We start from the raw sequence: 16,439 nt of genomic DNA on the forward strand, positions 1-16,439 counted from the left end.
CGGCAGCCGAAACCGTGGTATGGACGCGGCGCTGCGCGCGGGAATCGCGATTCACAACGCGGGCCATTATCACGCTGCCCACGACGCGTGGGAGGCGGAGTGGCTCGCGCTCGACGACGGAGCCGACGAGCGACTGCTCCACGGCCTCATTCAGTTCTCGGCGGCCATTCACCACGCTCGCGACGGGAACTGGACGGGCGCGGTCGGGCTGTGTGAGAGCGCGGGCGAGTACCTCGCGGACCTCCCGGCGGACTACCGGGGCGTGAACGTAGACGCGGTGCGAGCGTACGTGGCCGCGCTCGGGAGCGACCCGGAGCGCGTCGAGCGCGCGGCACCACCGACGCTGACGTACGAGGGGCGAGCGCTCGCGCTGGACGACTTGGACGCGCCGGCGGGCGTAGAAGCCGCGGTCGCGCTCGCGGAAGCCATTGGCTACGACGAGGACTTCGTGGAGAAGGGCGCGGAGTACGCTCGCGAGGGGCTGGCGGCGGGGGAGTTGAACGAGTTCGGGGTGTTGCTCTGTGACTTCGTCACCGAGCGCGAGCAGCGCGCGCTCGTGACGACGCGGCTGCGACAGCACGTGCAGCGGCGCCAGCGCCGAGAAGAAGACGTGGCGGGACTGTTCGACTAGGCGTACGTCTGGTACGCGATGAGCGCAGCGACGCCGAGGCACACGACGCCGAGCGCGCGCACCAGCCACGCCCACCAGTCGGGGATGGCTTCGTCAGTACCGTAGTCGCCGCGGCGGCGACGGTTCGGCCCCATGAACACGGAGAGGCGGAGCGCCGCCCGTGGCGCGAGAATCATCGCGAGTCCGAGCGCGGCACCGAGCACGACCGCGAGGAGTTCGCGAAATTCGGCCATCTACGAGCGGAGTCGCTGGATGCGCTTCTCGGTCGGCGGGTGCGTGGAGACGAGCTTCTGGAGGAGGCCGCGGTCCTCGCCGAAGATGCACAGCGCGTTCACGTTTTCGTCGATTTTCGAGTCCTGGGAGCGCTTGTTGCCCTGCTGAATCTTTTCGAGGGCGCGTGCGAGCGGGTCGCCGCCGTTGATGATGCGCTTGGCATCAGCGTCGGCGACGTACTCGCGGTAGCGGGAGATGGCGAGCACGAACAGCATCACGAAGAACTGCACGAGGTTGCCGACGACGATGGCGAGGAAGAAGTCCGCGAGGTCGTTGTCGCCCGTGAACAGCACGATGTACTGGGCGACAATCCCGACGACCGAGGCGATGCCCTGCCCGAGCACCATCATGACGACGTCGCGGTTGTCGATGTGCGCGAGCTCGTGGGCGATGACGCCCTCGAGTTCGTCACGGTCGAGGAGCTGGATGAGTTCGCGGGAGACGACGACCGTGCCGTTGCCGCGGCGGCCGACCGCGAAGGCGTTCGGTACGCCCATGCTCGCAACCTTCAGGTTCGGCTTCTTCAGGTTGCGCTCGCGGCAGACCTTCTCGACGAACTGGTGAATCTGTTGGTACTCCCGTTCGTCCATGTCTTCGGCGCCGACGCTTCTGAGTGCCGCCCACTTTCCGATCTTGTACTGGACGCCGACGAGCAGGACGCTGCCCAATACGGCGATGCCGAGGATGGTGGTGGACTGGCCGAAGAAGAACCACGCGGCAGCCACTGCCACCGAGTAGAACGCGAAGAGGATGGCGCCGACGATGGCCATCCGTACTTTGAGGCCGATGTGTCGCATACGGGAGATTTGTTCACTCACACGTATAAATCCATCTCAACGTGTCACGCGCCGAATCGGCTGCTTTCGGGCGGTTACGGTGGCAGCCTCGTCGCGAGTGCGCGTCTACGGACGGGTCAGGCGACCTTCTCGTCGCCATCCCACTCCGCAGAGTTGTCCTGCGGGTCGTACCCCAGAACCTCACGGGCGCGCTCCAGACTGTAGTACTTCCTGTCGTTGTCCGAGATGCCGTAGACGATTTCGTAGTCGTACTCCGCGGACAGACAGCAGTCGAAGAGGTGCGCGCAGTCGCGGTGGGAGAGCCACATCGCCTGTCCGCGCTCGTAGTCGATTGGCGGGTGGCCCTCGGTGAGGTTGCCGATGCGGACGGCGACGAACGGGAGGTCGTGTTCGTCGTGGTAGTACCGGCCGAGCGTCTCGCCGGCGGCCTTCGAGACGCCGTAGAGGTTGCTGGGGCGCGGGAGTTCCGTGCCGTCGAGCCGGAAGTCGTCGTCCTCGCGGTAGAGGTCGGGCTTGCGCTCGGTCTCGTAGTGGCCGACGGCGTGGTTCGAGGACGCGAACACGAACTTCCCGACGTCCTCCTCGACGGCGACCTCGAGGATGGTCTGCGCGCCGTCGATGTTGTTCCGGAGGACGCTCTCCCAGGGGGCTTCGGGGCGCGGGTCGCCGGCGAGGTGGATGACAGCGCCGACGCCAGCGACGGCTTCGCGGACGGCGTCCTCGTCGGTGACGTCGCCGACGACGACCTCGTGGTCGGTGTCCCCGGTCGGGGGTTCGCGGTCGAACAACCGCCAGTCGTAGTCGTCGCCGATGCCGTCGAGGATGGCCTGCCCGACGCGCCCGGCGGCACCCGTGAGGAGAACCGGCTCGTCCATTCGATTGAGAGTCTCGGCGACCACCGAAATGAAAGATGCGGTTCGCCCGCCGAAGTGGTCGAATCCCCGACAGCACGAGCGAGGCGACAACGATTAGCCGCGGCCGGCCGAGCATCCGGTATGGCATCCGACGCCCAGCAGGCGTGTTTCGAGGCGGGCATCAAATTCGGCGCGCTCTACCACCAGTTCGCGGGCACGCCCGTGAGCCCCGACAGCGCGGGCAGCCTCGAGACCGCCATCGAGGAGTCCATCGAGAACCAGCCGTTCTGCGAGTCCGTGACCGTCGACATCCTCACGGAGAAACTGGACACGGACCACGGCTACACGGAACTCACGGGCGAGTACATGGAAGTCGAAATCGTCGTCGACTACGAGGGCCGCGAGGTTATTGCGGAGATGGCGATGCAGGACGGCTACCCGCTGATGGAACTCGCAAGCGTCAAGTGAGCCGCGTTCACGTCCACCACGAGGCGTGCTTTTAAACCGGATGCGGGCGAATCACGGGACATGAGTCAGTCATCCCTGGACGACGACGAGCTGTTCGGCGAGGCCGCCGAGGAGATGCGTGCGGACGTCGAGGAAGCGCTCGACGCCGCTCGCGCGGAACTGCCCGCGGCCGACGACGTCTGGGAGGTCGAGGCGGACAACACGCTCGGCGTGCTGAACGCGCTGCGCTCCGCGCTGGACGTCGAAGACGTCGAATCCCACCTCCGGGACGCGAAGAAGGCGTTCGTCGTGGGCGAGCGCGCGGACGCCTTCGAGGACGCCGACGACCTGAAGGCCGAAATCGACGCCGTCGAGGACGTGCTCGGCGACATCGAGACCGCACGCGAGCAGGTCGGCGAGCTCGCGTCCACGGTGCCGGCGCTGCGCTCCGCGCTCGAAGAGGCTCACGAAGGCAGCGAAGACGACGAGGATGCGGACGAGGAGGAGAGCGACGAGGAAGCCGAGGAGTAGCGCTATTTGTGAGGCGGCCGTGTCGGGTCGCGGTCCCCGACCGCGTCCAGTAGGTCACAGAGCGCGTTCGCAGCCAGCGACAGCAGTTCCTCCCCGCGGTCGGCGTCACATTCGGTAGGGTCGCCGACGACGCCGTTCTCGCTGAACTCGGCGCTGTCGACGGCGAGGTTCGTGTGTGACTGCCAGTCCCCCCAATGGTCGCTGGCGCCCCCGCGGGCGTCGTCCAGCCGGTCCTCGCGAACGAGCTTCGGGTGGGTGTGTCGGAGGAACGCGGTCTCCAGGGGGCCGGCGTGACCCATGTCGTCGCTGTGGTCGCCGACGGCGTCGAACCACGTGAACGGCACCGCGTACGCGTCCCCGTCGCGGGTGACGCGCTGGCAGACTTCGCCGAGCGCGGGGACGTTGCCGCCGTGGCCGTTCACGACGACGACGCGGTCCCAGCCGTGGCTCGCGAGGCTCTCAGTCACTTCGCGGACGTTCGCGCGAAACGTCTCCGGGGAAACCCACAGCGTCCCCGTGAATTGGCGGTGTTCCTCGGAGACGCCGACGGTCAGGGGTGGCGCGACCACGACCTCGCGGTCGTAGTTCGATGCCGCGGTCTCGGCAACAGTTTCGGCAGTGACGTGGTCGGTACCGAGCGGCGCGTGCGGGCCGTGCTGTTCCGTGCTGCCGACGGGGAGCACGGCGAGGTTCGTGTCGAGTGCGTCAGCATCCGTCCAGGTCGCGTCCGCGAGTCGCATACGCGACCAAACGCGCGCCCCGGTTTTGTAGCCTGCCCCTCCGGCGAGCGAGTCGGGGGCCGCCACAACGCGCTTGGCGGCGGCCGCCCACGGCAGGCGTATGGGAAAGACGGTCAGACTCGGCGAACTGGAAGCCGAACTTCAGAACGAAGAGTACCCGCTCGACCGGGAGACAGTCGTCGAGGCGTACGGCGACTACGACCTCGACCTGGCGGGCGGCGAGGAGTCCGTCGAGGATGCTCTCGGGCGCGTCGACGACGACCGCTTCGAGAGCCACACGGACCTCGTCGAGACCATCAAGGACGGCGTCGGCGGCGAAGCCGTCGGCCGCCGGGACTACACGGACCGCGGCGCGTCCGCCGGCGAAGGGAACCAAGAGAGTTTCTGAAGGGAAATAGCAAGAGGCGGAGAAGAGCCGCGGCGTCAGTCCTCGGTTTCGTCGACGTCCACGTCGGCGGTGCGTTCGGCGGCGCGCTCGACGAATTCGTCGGGGAGTTCATCGATTTCGCCGGCTTGCACGCCCCAGAGGTTCGCGTAGAGGCCGTCCTCGGCGAGCAGTTCGTCGTGGGTGCCGCGCTCGACGATTTCGCCGTCCTCGAGGACGACGATTTTGTCGGCGTCCTTGATGGTGGAGAGGCGGTGCGCGATGGAGAACGTGGTGCGGTCCTCGGTGAGGCGGTCGAGGCTGCGCTGAATCAGCATCTCCGTCTCGGTGTCGACGTCGCTGGTGGCCTCGTCGAGAATCAGAATCTCGGGGTCTTTGAGGATGGCACGCGCGATGTCGATGCGCTGGCGTTGGCCGCCCGAGAGTTTCACGCCGCGCTCCCCGACCTTCGTGTCGTAGCCCTCGGGGAGGTTCGTGATGAACTCGTGGGCTTCCGCGGCCTTCGCGGCTTCCACGACCTCATCGCGGTCGGCGTCGAAGGTGCCGTACTCGATGTTCTCCATGACGGTGCCGTAGAACAGGAACGTGTCCTGGCTGACGTAGCCGATGTGGCGGCGCAGGCTCGGCAGCGTCACCTCGGAGATGTCCTGGCCGTCGATGCGGATTTCGCCCTCGTCGACGTCGTACATCCGCAACAGGAGTTTGAGGACGGTGGACTTGCCGGCGCCCGTCGGGCCGACGAGCGCGAGCGTGTTCCCGCCCTCGACGTCGAAGTCGATGTTCTGGACGATGGGTTCGTCGTCGTAGCCGAAGGTGACGTCGTCGTAGACGACCTCGCCCTCGCCGACGTCGAGTTCGGCGGCGTCGGGGTTCTCCTCGATGCGCGCGGGTTCGTCCATCAGCCCGAAGATGCGCTCGCTGGACGCGCGAGCGCGCTGGTACATGTTGATGATCTGCCCGAATTGGGCCATCGGCCAGACGAACTGCTGGCTGAGCTGGATGAACACGACGAACTCACCCGCCGACAGCGACCCGGACATCAGCGGCGGCGGGCCGACGAGCACCCAATAGCCGCCCGCGAGGAACGTCAACACGAAGCCGGTGCCGGAGATGATGCGCAGCGCCGGGAAGAACTTGATGCGGATGGTGATGGCGCCCCAGTTCGCGTCGAAGTACTCCTGGGAGACGCCCTCGACGCGCTCGGACTCGTAGGACTCCGTGTTCGACGTCTTGATGACCTGGATGCCGCCGAGGTTGTTCTCCAGCCGGGAGTTCAGGTGGCCGACCGAGGAACGCACGTCGGCGTACTTCGGCTGAATCGCCTTGACGAACCGGTAGGTGAACCACGCGATGATGGGCACCGGTAGCATCGTGATGAGTGCGAGCTGCCAGTTGTACGTGAACAGGACGACGCCGATGGCGACGACCATCACGGAGAGCCGGAACACGGAGTTCATCCCGTCGTTGAGGAACCGCTCGAGACGGTTGACGTCGTTCGAGAGGATGGACATCATCTCGCCGGTCTGCTTGGTGGCGAAGAAGTCCATGTTCAGGCGCTGCATCTTGTCGTAGGTGTCCGTGCGGACCGCGTGCTGGATGTGCTGGGAGAAGGAGTTCCAGCCCCAGTTGCGCAGCCAGTGGAACGCCGCGCCGAGGAGGAACGCGCCCGCGATAGCCGCGACCGCGGTGTACAGTTCCTGCGTCCGCGTCGCGGGCCGCATCGATGCCGGCAGGAACGGGAGGAACGACTGCCCTTCGGTCAACGCGTCGACGGCGTACCCCAGCATGATGGCGGGGACGAGGTCGAGCACGCGCGCGAAGATACTGGCGACGACGCCGACCAGCGCCGTCACCCAGTTGTCCCGCCCGTACTCGTCGAACAGGCGGTACATCGCGTCGTCGACCTCTTCGCGTTGTTCCTCGAAGGGGTCGTCGTCTTCTGTCGCTGTACTCATTCTCGTTGGCAGAAGTGACGACCCAACAAAAGCACTTCCCTACGAATCGAAACACCCGCTCGCGCGCTCACGACCGCGGTCTGCTCAGTCCTCGATGCGGACGCGGTCGCCGACCTCGACGTCGTGCTCGGTCGTCCAGTTGTACGGCACCTCCAGCACCCACTTCCCGACGCCGTCGTAGCCCGTGAGGTCCTCGTTGTCGTCCTCGACTTCCGCGTGGTGAATCGACGTGATGCGGCCGTTCGCCCCGATGTAGACGATGTCGATGGGGAAGTCCATCGAGCGCATCACGTACGTGTGGCTGCCCTCGCTGTCGTAGACGAACAGCATCCCCTCGTTCGGGCCGAGGGACTCGTGCTCGCTCAATCCCGTGTAACGCTCGCTCTGTGTGTCCGCGACTTCGACGGTGACGTTCCCGAGCGGGTCACCGCTCTCGTCCTCGACGAACACCTGCGTCGCGTCCTGTGCGGCAGTAGTGGCTCCCGGCGTCGACGCTCCGCCACCGGGGAGCCCCGCGCAGCCGGCGACGACGAGCAGACAGACGACCGCGAGCGTACGTCCGAGCATGCCCACAGGTACAACCGCCCGCGGTTTGGACGTTCCGCCGAAAGGAAACCGTTTAGGCCGCGGCGCGACTCTCTCGAAACGCGGGTTCGTGGTCTAGTTGGTTATGACGCGGCCTTTACAAGGCCGAGGTCGGTGGTTCGAATCCGCCCGAACCCACTATTCTACGCGACCGCGAACGGCCTCCGTGCCGTTCGCGTCGCTCAGTTTGTGCAGTGAGGAAGGATTCGAACCCTGGAAGTCGCGTGCAGCGAGTCTTCCTTCGGTTTGAATCCGCCCGAGCACTGCGTTCGACGCCGTCGCTGCGCAGGTGCCGGCATAACGCATTTCGGGCTGTCGCCGATACGGCCGTGTACGTTCATGCCGCTCTCAACGTCGAAGCTGGGAGGGGGAACACTGCTCGCAGTGGGTCTGCTCGTCGTGCTCGCTTCAGGCGGCGGCCAGCTCACCGCCACCCGACCGGTCGTCGAGTATGGCCAGCAGCTGTTCAACACCGCCGACCACCCCCAGGAAGACGTGCCCGCGAGAGCCGACGGGCTACCGCCGGAGACGGCGGGACTCCACGCTGACTTCCGCCGCCCGGAACCGGACAATCAGGTGTTCGGGTTCGAGAGCCACGACCCGATGCTCGCCGAGGCGAACGGCACGAGCTACCTCGTCGTCGGCACGGATTCCGACCCGAACCTCTACCGGTCCGACACCCCGACAGAGCCTGGTAGCTGGCGGCTGGTCGACGACGACTATCTCGCCGACCGCTTCGAGTTCGACTCACTCGTCGAAATCGGCGACCGGTACGTCGTCTACGGTAACGGCAACGTCTACACGGCCCACTCGATGGCGGCCGACGACTGGACGGTGCGCAACGACAACACCGGGTTCCGCGACCTCGGCGCGTACTACGACGAGGAGAGCGGGCTCGTCCACGTCTACTACGAGTACGGGAGTGCGGCCGGCTACTCCGGAAAGAAGATCGGGCACGCGGTCAGCCCGAACGGCGTCTCTAACTGGACGGTCTATCCGCCCGTGTGGACGGCGCCCGACGGCTACGGCGTCGGCGACTTCGACATCGTCGAGCGCAGCGACTGCCTGTACGTGTTCGGCGACTACGACCCCCACCATCCACGCTACAACGTCTCCGTGTGGGTCAACGACGACCCCTACTCCGGGTTCACACAGCTCGACACGCCAGCGGTCGCTCCACAGCACGGCGAATCGACCGCCAGCGACGGCTACGGTGTCGGCGACCCGTCCGTCCTGCGGCTCGACGATGGGCGATACCTGATGCTCGCTAACGGGTACGCGAACGACAAGGGTCCCGCGCGACTCCACTACTATCTCGGAACGATAGCGAACGAATCGCGACCCTCTCCGCGAGCGTCGCCCGCCCGCCAGGCATCCGTCGCGTCGGCAGCGTAGAAACTGGCCGGGCTGCAAGCTGGCCGAATCCGGCCGTGTACCCCGGAACTACTCCACTGCCGGCCGCTCGAACGCCGATTCGTCGACGACGCCCTCGGCGACGTGAATCGCTTCGCGGAGGTCGTAGTTCGCGTCGCGGTCGAGCGCGAACGCGATGCCGCTGGACTGCGAGATGGGGAGCGCGACATCGAGCATGTCCTCGTAGACGCGGACGGTCGCGTGCAGGGATTGGTCTTGGCGGGCTTCCAGCGAGCCGTAGCCGAGCGCTTCGAGTTGGATGTCGCGGACAACTTCGTCGACTTGCTCGGGGTCGTACTTCTCCCCAGCCCACTCGCTCCGGAAGACGTGGCCGACGCCGTTCTCGTCGAAGTAGCTGACGCCGATGAGCCCACCCGGGAGTTCCGCCTGTAGCGCGTCGCGGACCTGTGCGGCCAGTTGCTCCATGGCTGCCGCATCTAACGTCGGCTGTTTTACACTTGTGGCTAGCGAGCAGTCGCCCGCGGGACGGACGGGGAGCGTCCTACCGCCCCGAAGCGATTCGAAACGCTTTTTCCTACAACTGCCGTCGTCTCGACTGCGCGCCGCCTTAGCTCAGACTGGGAGAGCACTCGACTGAAGATCGAGCTGTCCCCCGTTCAAATCGGGGAGGCGGCATTTCTGTGATTCTAACCGACGAGCGGTAGCGAGGTATCGTGGAAACGACGTCGACCGAACCGGGAGCGGGAGAAACACCCGCGGCTGGATTCGACTCGGACTCCGTCCTCGTAGAGCGATAGTGTGGTCGCTAGCGTTCCTGGGCAGTCGCTTCACTCAGCGCTCGTGGGTGCTACTACACACCACTCGCGCATACGCGTGTAAGCGCATCGCGCGTATCTACGCGGTAGCACGCGTAATACGCCCTCTCGCACACGTGTCAGTACATAGATATAAGTGAGTGCGCTCAGTAGACGGAGACGAGATGACGAACATCGTCCGAGACCGGAACGGGGAGCGAGACGAAGCGGGACCGAACGACAGCCCCGAGGAAGAGAAGGACCTGCGGCGGAAATTGAATCGCGGGAAGCCGTAGCAACGATTCGTAACTAGGCGAGTCGAAGACGGGCCCAACCGGTGGCGATACGTGCCAGCGACGACGCGACGTTCTCTCGATTCGGGGTAGTCGCTGAAACCGCGTACCGAACGATGAAACGCTTATCTGTGTGAACCCCCAATCTACGTGTATGACTTACGACACCGTCGTGTTCGACAACGACGGCGTCCTCGTGGGCCGCACGCGGTACGACGTGCTGCAGGCGGCGACCGAGGACACGTTCGAGCAGTTCGGGGTTACGGACCCCGACCCCGACGACATCGAGGAGATGACTATCGGCGCGACGCCGAAGACCGTCAGCGACGTCTGTAGCCGCTACGGGCTCAAGCCCGCGGAGTTCTGGCCGACGCGCGACCAGACCGCCGCGGAAGCCCAGTACGAGGAAGTCCGGGAGGGCCGCAAGACCCTCTACGACGACCTCGACACGCTCCACGACCTGGACGTCTCGATGGGCATCGTGAGTTCGAACCAGCAGGCGACCGTCGACTTCGTGCTCGACCACTTCGGCGTCGACGACCTGTTCGGCGCAGCCTACGGGCGCGAGCCGACTATCGAGAGTCTGAATCGCCGGAAGCCGAACTCCCACTACATCGACCGCGCGCTCGCCGACCTGGACGCGGATTCCGCGCTGTTCGTCGGGGACAACGAGTCTGACGTGCGCGCCGCGGAGAACGCGGGTATCGACTCGGCGTTCATCCGGCGGCCCCACCGCCGCGACTGGGAGCTGAACGTCTGGCCGACGTGGGAAATCGACGGGCTCGACGATCTCCACGACATCTGCAGTCCCTAACGGTCGTAGAGCCACGCTCCAGCCCGTAGAATCACTCGTTCTGCCGGCGAACGCCGCCGGCATCACCCGCAAAGGTTATGAACGAGCGGCGCTTCTCTCGGGTTGCAATGGCAACCGGTACGGTTGACTTCTTCAACGACACTGGCGGTTACGGATTCATCGAGACTGACGACGCGGACGAGGACGTGTTCTTCCACATGGAAGACATCGGCGGCCCGGACCTGGAGGAAGGTCAGGAAGTCGAGTTCGACATCGAGGAGGCCGACAAGGGCCCCCGCGCGACGAACCTCACTCGGCTGTAATTCGGTGAAAGGCCAGCGTCTCTGACGCTGGGCAGGACGAATCGTTTTTCGACTATTCCCCAAATGACGTAGCGACCGCGTTCTGCTGCCACAAGGTGTACCAGTACGACGCCCGATTAGCGACGCGTGCGAACGTCCACACTCGCGTTGGCGGTCGGCGCGTTCCTGTTCGTGCTGCCGATTCCCGGCACGTTCGTGACCGGTGCACTCCTAATGGTGGTCGCAGCAGTGGCGCGGTATCGGTGAGCGGTCGCGAGCCTACTCCAGGCGCGCGCGGTCCTCGGCCGTGAGGTCGAGGTGGCTCGCAGCGACGTTCGTTTCGAGGTGGTCGACGCTGGACGTCCCGGGAATCGGGAGCGTCACGGGCGAGTGGTCGAGCAGCCACGCGAGCGCGACCTGCCGGACGGTGGCGTCGTGGTCGGCGGCGACGGCTTCGAGGTCCGTGCGCTTCTCGCCGAGGTCCCCGCCGCCCATCGGGAAGTACGGAATGAACCCGATGTCGTAGTCCTCGCAGGCTTCGAGGACGTCCTCGTACTCGCGGTCGACGACGTTGTACGCGTTCTGGACGGTGGCGACGTCGACGACCTCGCGGGCGGTCTCCAGCTGTTCGACGGTGACGTTGCTGAGGCCGACGTGGTCGACGAGTCCGTCGTCTTTGAGTTCGGCGAACGCGTGGACGGCGGCTTCGAAGTCCGTGTCGGGGTCGGGGCGGTGGTACTGGTAGAGGTCGATGGAGTCGACGCCGAGGCGGTCGATGGACGCCAGCGCCTGGTTCTTGATGTAGTCGGGGTCGCCGTGGGGAATCCAGTCGCCGGTCGCGTTCCGCAGGAGGCCGGCTTTCGTCGCGACGACGGCGTCCTCGGCGATGCCCGATTCGCGGATGAGGCGCTCGCTGACGCCGGGGCCGTAGGAGTCCGCCGTGTCGACGAAGTCGACGCCGAGGTCGACCGCGCGCTGGAGGACGTCGTGGGCGTTGGCCTCGTCGTCGGGGGAGCCGATGACGTCGGGGCCGGTGATGCGCATCGCGCCGAACCCGAGCCGGTGGACGGTCAGTTCGCCGCCGATGTCGAACGTGTCACTCGCGTTTTCGGCTGCCATACGGGAGCGGTCAGCAGCCCGTCGCTTAGATGTTGGTGAAACGGAGTCGCGTGCCGGCGGTCAGGGCTCCCACTGGTCGCGCAGTTCCGTCCGCGGCTTCGAGGGGTCGTCGTGTTCGACGAGCGTGCGCATCCGGTCGGCGTTGAACGCGTATGTGCGGTCGTCGCGCACGACGAGGTCGCGGGTCCGGAGTTCGCGTAACAGTGTGTGGGCGGGTTCGACGTCGATGCCCGCTGCGGCTGCGAGGTCGTGCGCGCTCGCGCCGGGGTTCGTCGCGAGCGCGGAGACGATTTGCCACGCGGCGTCGTCGTTGCACTTCGAGTCGCGGCGCGCCGCGTTCACGCGCGTCACGACCGGGGGTGCCTGTAGGAGGTCGACGACCGTCTCGGCCGCCGGGCCTGCGGGTTCGTCCGGCGTCGCGTCCGCGTCCTCGCTGCCGTCGCGGAGTTGGCTGCGCTCGCCGCGGCGACGCAGCCGGTCCTGCACAGCGTCCACGAGCGCGTCGCGCGTCTCGTCGTCGGTATCACTGCTGGCCGACGTCTCGGCTGGTGCATCCGCCGTCTCGTCGTCGGTTCCCTCTGTGGGGTCCGCTGGGACGCCGTCCTCGAAGCGTGCTTCGAGTTCGTCGATGCGCTCCTCCAGACGGTCGATCTGTTCGTTCTTCGTCTGGAGCGTCGCCTGGTAGCCCTCGGGCGGGGAGCCGTCGCCGTGCGCGAGTGCGTTCGCCATCTTCCGCGCCGCCGCGGAGACGTCGCGCGCGGTCTCCAGTTCGGACTCCAATTCGGCGATGCGCTGCTCGCGGTTCTCCAGTTGCGATTCGAGCTCCGCGACGCGGTTCTGCTCCTGTTCCTTGCGGTCGGTGATGTCGCCGAGGTCCTCCATCAGCGACCCGCTGACGGACTTCAGGTCGGGGCGCTCGAAGTCGTCGAGGCCCGGAGTGGCGCCCGCGTCGAACGTGCGCTTGCGCTTGAACTGCACGCGCTTGACCATGTCGTCGCTCCAGTCCGTCTGGATGAACGCCTCGCCGTCCCCCAAGTCAACGACATCGTCGGCGTAGTCGCTGCCGACGATACGGCCCACGACCTTGGTGTCGTTCTCCCACGTGAGCCGGTGCCACACCAACCAGTTCGCCTGCGTGATGAAGTCCTTCTTCACGTCCGCGGGGCGCTGGCTGATGCCGACGACGCCGAGACCGTGCTTGCGGCCGCGCTTCCCCACCTTGATGAGGAGGTTCCCAGTCTCGCCGACGCCGCCGCCCTCCGGGATGTACTCGTGGCACTCCTCGACGACGAGCAGGAACGGCTTCTTGAGCTTCTTCTCCTTCGCGAAGAGGTGCCGCACCGTCTCCCGGAGCAGGTCGTCGGCCTCCTCGTCGTCGAGGTAGCCGGAGACGTCCAGAATGATGGGGACGTTCTCCTCGAGGGCGAGGTATGCGAGCTTCTCGGCGTGCTCGACGCTCACCTGGATGTCGCACTCCTCGTCGGCACCCGCGTGCAGGAGTTCGTACTCCTCTTTGAGGCCGTAGTACTCGCCGTCCGTGTCCACGATGAGCACGGGGTAGCCGGCTTCGAGGAGTTCCTCGACCACGACGCTCGTCGTGTTCGACTTCCCGCTCCCTGATTTCCCGGTGACGAACCCGCGGCCGGTGAGCATCTCCACGATGGGAAACTCCAGCCGGTCGCCGTCGTCCGTCTCCCCCACGTGAATCTGCTGGTCGCCGTCCGCTGCGGTGTCTGCCATCGCTGGAAGTCACACGAGCCGGGGAGAAAACCGTTGTCCTCGAAACGGGACTATCGACTACCGGGGTGGCCGTCGGGGAGGCCGCGCCGGCCGAACGTCGTCTCGCGGAGCGTCTCGCCTTCGTACTCGTCGCGGAGCAGGCCACGCTCACGGAGCTCGGGGACGACGAGGTCCACGAAGTCCCGGAGGCTGTCGGGACGGGCGACCTCCTTGACGTTGAAGCCGTCGAGGCCGACGTCCTCGAACCAGTACTGGAACTCGTCGGCGACCTGCTCGGGCGTCCCGACGACCACGGGCGAGGTCGTCCCGAGGCCGGCGAATTCCGCGACCTCGCGGACCGTCCAGTCGCGGTCGTCGTTGGACGTGAACGCGTTCACGACGCCCTGGATGGCTTCGGTCTCGATGTGTTCGAGCTGCTGGTCGGGGTCGAGCTCGGAGAGGTCCATGTCCACGAACCCGGAGAGCAGCGCGAGCACGCCCTCGGTGTCGATGGCGTCCGTGTACGCGTCGTACTTGGCCTCGGCGACGGCCTCGGTTTCGCCGACGATGGGGACGATGCCGGGGAAGAACGCGAGGCTGTCGGGGTCGCGGCCGTGGGAGGCCGCGCGCTCACGGAGGTCGGCGACGTAGTCCTCGACGGCTTCGACGGATGGCTGGCTGACGAAGACAGCTTCGGCGTGTTCGGCGGCAAACTCGCGGCCGCGGTCCGAGGAGCCCGCCTGGTAGAGGACGGGCGTGCGCTGTGGGGACGGCTCGGCACCGTGCGGGCCGGGCACGTCGAAGTAGTCGCCCTCGTAGTCGATAGCCGAGACCTTCTCGGGGTCCGTGTAGACGCCGCTGTCGCGGTCGTGGACGACCGCGTCGTCGTCCCAGGAGTCCTCGAAGAGCGCGTAGAGCACGTCCATGAACTCGTCGGCGCGGTCGTAGCGCTCGTCGTGGTCCATGCGGTCGTCGTAGCCGAGGTTGTCCGCGGCGGATTCGAGGTAGGAGGTGACGATGTTGAACGCGACGCGGCCGTCCGTGACGTGGTCGAGCGTGGAGAACTCGCGGGCGAGCTGGTAGGGGTGGTTGTACGACGTCGACTTCGTGATGGCGAACCCGAGGTTGTCGGTGACTTCGGCCATCGCGGGAATCAGGTACGCGGGGTCGTTCGACGGCGTCTGGACGGCCTTCTCGACGGCCGTCTCCCGAGAATCGCCGTAGATGTCGTAGATGCCGCGGACGTCGGCGAAGAAGACGGCGTCGAAGCCGCCGCGCTCGGCCGTGCGCGCGACGTCGGTCCAGTAGTCGCGGTCGTGGTAGCGGTGGGACTGGTCGCCGGGGAGTCGCCACGACCCCACGGAGACGTGCTCCACGGAGTTCATCGTGAAGAGGTTCAGCCGCATCCGGTCGGTCATTACACCCGCGTAGGGGAATGTGGCGTTTAAGCCGGCCGGTCACGACGCTCCCGTGGTGTTGTCACTGACGGCGGCAACCCTCGCTGAGTTCGGGGCTGGCAGGCGACGAATCGGTGCCGGCGCGGCGCGTCGCACTCCCGCGGAACCACGCCGGGCAGCGGTCAGAACACGCACCGGGTTGGTCCCGGCTTCGTACTTGAACGTTAGCAGGAGCAGTAGTAGTCGCGGCCGCCGAATTCGACGTCGAGGCGGTGCGCGATTGGCGCGGGGTCGCTGGGCCGGTAGACGGCGGTCGTGAGGTCGCCGCTGGTCTCGAAGTCCCCGGAGACGAGCGCTTCCCAGTCGTCGGTGGCGAGGACGTCCGCGAGGTCGCCGCCGGCGAGCAGCGGGAGGTAGTCCTCCAGGGAGAGCCAGCGCGCGTCCTTCGTCGGGTCGGGCTCGTAGTCGACGTCGGTGACGTCAGCGTAGGCGGCCATCGGGAGGTTCGCGCCGGCCTGCACGGGCATGCTAATCCACTTCCACGGGCGCGTGTTGACGTCGAGGAGCACGAACTCGTCGCGGTCGCGGTCGTAGACGAACTCGGCCTCGCTGATGCCGTGGTAGCCGGCGTCCTCGATGACGGCGAGCGCGTGCTCCCGTATTTCGGGGCGTTCGACACGCTCGACGACACAGGAGGTGCCGTAGCCGAGCGGCGCGCGGACCCGTGCGTTCCCGACGACTGCGAGCGGGTCACCATTCTCGGGGACGTAGGAGGCCAGCGAGTGGTCCTCGCCGCGCGCGACCGGGACCTTCTCTTGGGCCATGATTTCGATGCCGGTCTCCTGGGCCATCTCGACGATGTCCAGGTACTCCTCGCGGTCCGCGACCTCGATGACGTTCGTGCCGACGGCCTCCTCGAACTCGCGCTTGCGCGCGGGCTTGATGACTAAGGGGAAGCCGAGTTCGGCGGCGACCTCGTCGGGGTCGACCTCCGAGAGTCGGTAGGTCTCGGGGTAGGGGACGCCGAGGTCCTCACAGGTCTCGTAGAGCGAGGATTTGTCGAGGACGGCGTCCATCGTCTCGCTGTCGGCGAACGGCAAACGAACGCCCTCGGGTTCGGTTTCGGCGAACGCGAGCGCCCACTCGTCCATGCAGCCGAACGCGACCGGCTCGTGGTCGAGTTGCGCGGCGAGTTCCTCGACGTCCTCGCGGAAGCCGGCTTCGTCGTCGAGCGGGTAGATGACGCGGCCCGAGTAGTCGACGGCGTTGGAGGGCGGTGCAGCGCCGTCCCCGGAGCGGTCGAGGGCGACGACGGGCACGTCGTGAGCGTCGAGCGCGCGGGCGACAGAGACACCCGTGACGTGGGCGTTCGCCACGAACGCTGGAGGTCGGTCGAAGTCGGCGGCCGCGAGCGCGTCGCGGAGGGCGTCGAACTCGTGGAAGGCCATGG

Annotated in this window: 18 protein-coding genes and 2 tRNA genes; 9 read left to right on the forward strand and 11 right to left on the reverse strand. The window is 66.6% G+C overall.

What is annotated here, in order from left to right:
- Positions 1–19 precede the first annotated feature (19 nt).
- Positions 20–631 (forward strand): DUF309 domain-containing protein, encoded by a 612-nt coding sequence (locus LPA44_RS01775; RefSeq protein WP_230887877.1) that lies wholly within the window; start codon positions 20–22, stop codon positions 629–631.
- On the opposite strand, the gene LPA44_RS01780 is transcribed toward LPA44_RS01775, so the two are convergent.
- From LPA44_RS01780 to azf, 3 genes are all read right to left on the reverse strand, one after another.
- On the reverse strand, positions 628–864 hold the full coding sequence (locus LPA44_RS01780) for a hypothetical protein (RefSeq protein ID WP_230887878.1): 237 nt from the start codon (positions 862–864) through the stop codon (positions 628–630). The genes LPA44_RS01775 and LPA44_RS01780 overlap by 4 nt on opposite strands.
- Positions 865–1,674 (reverse strand): M48 family metallopeptidase, encoded by an 810-nt coding sequence (locus tag LPA44_RS01785; protein WP_442903356.1) that lies wholly within the window; start codon positions 1,672–1,674, stop codon positions 865–867.
- A 143-nt stretch (positions 1,675–1,817) separates the two neighbouring features.
- Positions 1,818–2,576: an NAD-dependent glucose-6-phosphate dehydrogenase Azf gene (gene azf, locus LPA44_RS01790; RefSeq protein ID WP_230887880.1), complete on the reverse strand. Its 759-nt coding sequence runs from the start codon at positions 2,574–2,576 to the stop codon at positions 1,818–1,820.
- A 120-nt stretch (positions 2,577–2,696) separates the two neighbouring features.
- Between azf and LPA44_RS01795 the strand changes: the two genes are divergently transcribed.
- Complete coding sequence (locus tag LPA44_RS01795) at positions 2,697–3,023, forward strand: dihydroneopterin aldolase family protein (protein WP_230887881.1); 327 nt, start codon at positions 2,697–2,699, stop codon at positions 3,021–3,023.
- 60 nt (positions 3,024–3,083) lie between these two features.
- Positions 3,084–3,533: a DUF5790 family protein gene (locus tag LPA44_RS01800; RefSeq protein WP_230887882.1), complete on the forward strand. Its 450-nt coding sequence runs from the start codon at positions 3,084–3,086 to the stop codon at positions 3,531–3,533.
- Positions 3,534–3,535: 2 nt separating this feature from the next.
- Here the strand turns inward: LPA44_RS01800 and LPA44_RS01805 are convergent, their stop codons facing one another.
- Complete coding sequence (locus LPA44_RS01805; protein ID WP_230887883.1) at positions 3,536–4,273, reverse strand: creatininase family protein; 738 nt, start codon at positions 4,271–4,273, stop codon at positions 3,536–3,538.
- A gap of 100 nt (positions 4,274–4,373) precedes the next feature.
- On the opposite strand from LPA44_RS01805, the gene LPA44_RS01810 reads away from it, so the two are divergent.
- Positions 4,374–4,661 carry a DUF5789 family protein gene (locus tag LPA44_RS01810; RefSeq protein ID WP_230887884.1) on the forward strand — a complete coding sequence of 96 codons (288 nt, stop codon included), beginning with the start codon at positions 4,374–4,376 and terminating at the stop codon, positions 4,659–4,661.
- Positions 4,662–4,696: 35 nt separating this feature from the next.
- Here LPA44_RS01810 and LPA44_RS01815 read toward each other — a convergent pair whose 3' ends face one another.
- Positions 4,697–6,613 carry an ABC transporter ATP-binding protein gene (locus LPA44_RS01815; RefSeq protein WP_230887885.1) on the reverse strand — a complete coding sequence of 639 codons (1,917 nt, stop codon included), beginning with the start codon at positions 6,611–6,613 and terminating at the stop codon, positions 4,697–4,699.
- 84 nt (positions 6,614–6,697) lie between these two features.
- On the reverse strand, positions 6,698–7,180 hold the full coding sequence (locus tag LPA44_RS01820; protein WP_230887886.1) for a DUF192 domain-containing protein: 483 nt from the start codon (positions 7,178–7,180) through the stop codon (positions 6,698–6,700).
- An 82-nt stretch (positions 7,181–7,262) separates the two neighbouring features.
- Here LPA44_RS01820 and LPA44_RS01825 point away from each other — a divergent pair.
- Both LPA44_RS01825 and LPA44_RS01830 read left to right on the forward strand, forming a co-directional pair.
- Positions 7,263–7,336: transfer RNA gene (locus tag LPA44_RS01825), tRNA-Val, on the forward strand.
- Positions 7,337–7,582: 246 nt separating this feature from the next.
- Positions 7,583–8,593, forward strand: a complete 1,011-nt coding sequence (locus tag LPA44_RS01830; protein ID WP_230887887.1) for a hypothetical protein — start codon at positions 7,583–7,585, stop codon at positions 8,591–8,593.
- A 48-nt stretch (positions 8,594–8,641) separates the two neighbouring features.
- Here LPA44_RS01830 and LPA44_RS01835 read toward each other — a convergent pair whose 3' ends face one another.
- Positions 8,642–9,037, reverse strand: a complete 396-nt coding sequence (locus tag LPA44_RS01835; protein WP_230887888.1) for a hypothetical protein — start codon at positions 9,035–9,037, stop codon at positions 8,642–8,644.
- A 136-nt stretch (positions 9,038–9,173) separates the two neighbouring features.
- On the opposite strand from LPA44_RS01835, the gene LPA44_RS01840 reads away from it, so the two are divergent.
- From LPA44_RS01840 to LPA44_RS01850, 3 genes are all read left to right on the forward strand, one after another.
- Positions 9,174–9,247: transfer RNA gene (locus tag LPA44_RS01840), tRNA-Phe, on the forward strand.
- A gap of 566 nt (positions 9,248–9,813) precedes the next feature.
- Positions 9,814–10,473, forward strand: a complete 660-nt coding sequence (locus tag LPA44_RS01845; RefSeq protein ID WP_230887889.1) for an HAD family hydrolase — start codon at positions 9,814–9,816, stop codon at positions 10,471–10,473.
- A gap of 107 nt (positions 10,474–10,580) precedes the next feature.
- Positions 10,581–10,775: a cold-shock protein gene (locus LPA44_RS01850; RefSeq protein ID WP_059055516.1), complete on the forward strand. Its 195-nt coding sequence runs from the start codon at positions 10,581–10,583 to the stop codon at positions 10,773–10,775.
- A 258-nt stretch (positions 10,776–11,033) separates the two neighbouring features.
- Here the strand turns inward: LPA44_RS01850 and LPA44_RS01855 are convergent, their stop codons facing one another.
- From LPA44_RS01855 to LPA44_RS01870, 4 genes are all read right to left on the reverse strand, one after another.
- Entirely contained in the window at positions 11,034–11,873 is an 840-nt protein-coding gene (locus LPA44_RS01855; RefSeq protein ID WP_230887890.1) for an aldo/keto reductase, read from the reverse strand.
- A 60-nt stretch (positions 11,874–11,933) separates the two neighbouring features.
- Entirely contained in the window at positions 11,934–13,613 is a 1,680-nt protein-coding gene (locus LPA44_RS01860) for a helicase HerA domain-containing protein (protein WP_230887891.1), read from the reverse strand.
- A gap of 50 nt (positions 13,614–13,663) precedes the next feature.
- Positions 13,664–15,010 (reverse strand): LLM class flavin-dependent oxidoreductase, encoded by a 1,347-nt coding sequence (locus LPA44_RS01865; protein WP_230887892.1) that lies wholly within the window; start codon positions 15,008–15,010, stop codon positions 13,664–13,666.
- A 203-nt stretch (positions 15,011–15,213) separates the two neighbouring features.
- Positions 15,214–16,437, reverse strand: coding sequence for a carboxylate--amine ligase (locus LPA44_RS01870; protein ID WP_230887893.1), 1,224 nt, complete (start codon positions 16,435–16,437; stop codon positions 15,214–15,216).
- Positions 16,438–16,439 lie beyond the last annotated feature (2 nt).

Source organism: Halobacterium sp. KA-4 (assembly GCF_021028995.1).
Lineage (GTDB): Archaea > Halobacteriota > Halobacteria > Halobacteriales > Halobacteriaceae > Halobacterium.

Bases quoted from the DNA above. Each gene is read 5' to 3' on its own strand.
- LPA44_RS01850 (WP_059055516.1), top strand. From the start codon at position 10,581: ATGGCAACCGGTACGGTTGACTTCTTCAACGACACTGGCGGTTACGGA.
- LPA44_RS01845 (WP_230887889.1), top strand. From the start codon at position 9,814: ATGACTTACGACACCGTCGTGTTCGACAACGACGGCGTCCTCGTGGGC.
- LPA44_RS01795 (WP_230887881.1), top strand. From the start codon at position 2,697: ATGGCATCCGACGCCCAGCAGGCGTGTTTCGAGGCGGGCATCAAATTC.
- LPA44_RS01775 (WP_230887877.1), top strand. From the start codon at position 20: ATGGACGCGGCGCTGCGCGCGGGAATCGCGATTCACAACGCGGGCCAT.
- LPA44_RS01805 (WP_230887883.1), bottom strand. From the start codon at position 4,273: ATGCGACTCGCGGACGCGACCTGGACGGATGCTGACGCACTCGACACG.
- LPA44_RS01785 (WP_442903356.1), bottom strand. From the start codon at position 1,674: ATGGCCATCGTCGGCGCCATCCTCTTCGCGTTCTACTCGGTGGCAGTG.
- LPA44_RS01800 (WP_230887882.1), top strand. From the start codon at position 3,084: ATGAGTCAGTCATCCCTGGACGACGACGAGCTGTTCGGCGAGGCCGCC.
- LPA44_RS01820 (WP_230887886.1), bottom strand. From the start codon at position 7,180: ATGCTCGGACGTACGCTCGCGGTCGTCTGTCTGCTCGTCGTCGCCGGC.
- LPA44_RS01870 (WP_230887893.1), bottom strand. From the start codon at position 16,437: ATGGCCTTCCACGAGTTCGACGCCCTCCGCGACGCGCTCGCGGCCGCC.
- LPA44_RS01810 (WP_230887884.1), top strand. From the start codon at position 4,374: ATGGGAAAGACGGTCAGACTCGGCGAACTGGAAGCCGAACTTCAGAAC.
- LPA44_RS01815 (WP_230887885.1), bottom strand. From the start codon at position 6,613: ATGAGTACAGCGACAGAAGACGACGACCCCTTCGAGGAACAACGCGAA.
- LPA44_RS01865 (WP_230887892.1), bottom strand. From the start codon at position 15,010: ATGACCGACCGGATGCGGCTGAACCTCTTCACGATGAACTCCGTGGAG.
- LPA44_RS01860 (WP_230887891.1), bottom strand. From the start codon at position 13,613: ATGGCAGACACCGCAGCGGACGGCGACCAGCAGATTCACGTGGGGGAG.
- LPA44_RS01835 (WP_230887888.1), bottom strand. From the start codon at position 9,037: ATGGAGCAACTGGCCGCACAGGTCCGCGACGCGCTACAGGCGGAACTC.
- azf (WP_230887880.1), bottom strand. From the start codon at position 2,576: ATGGACGAGCCGGTTCTCCTCACGGGTGCCGCCGGGCGCGTCGGGCAG.
- LPA44_RS01855 (WP_230887890.1), bottom strand. From the start codon at position 11,873: ATGGCAGCCGAAAACGCGAGTGACACGTTCGACATCGGCGGCGAACTG.
- LPA44_RS01780 (WP_230887878.1), bottom strand. From the start codon at position 864: ATGGCCGAATTTCGCGAACTCCTCGCGGTCGTGCTCGGTGCCGCGCTC.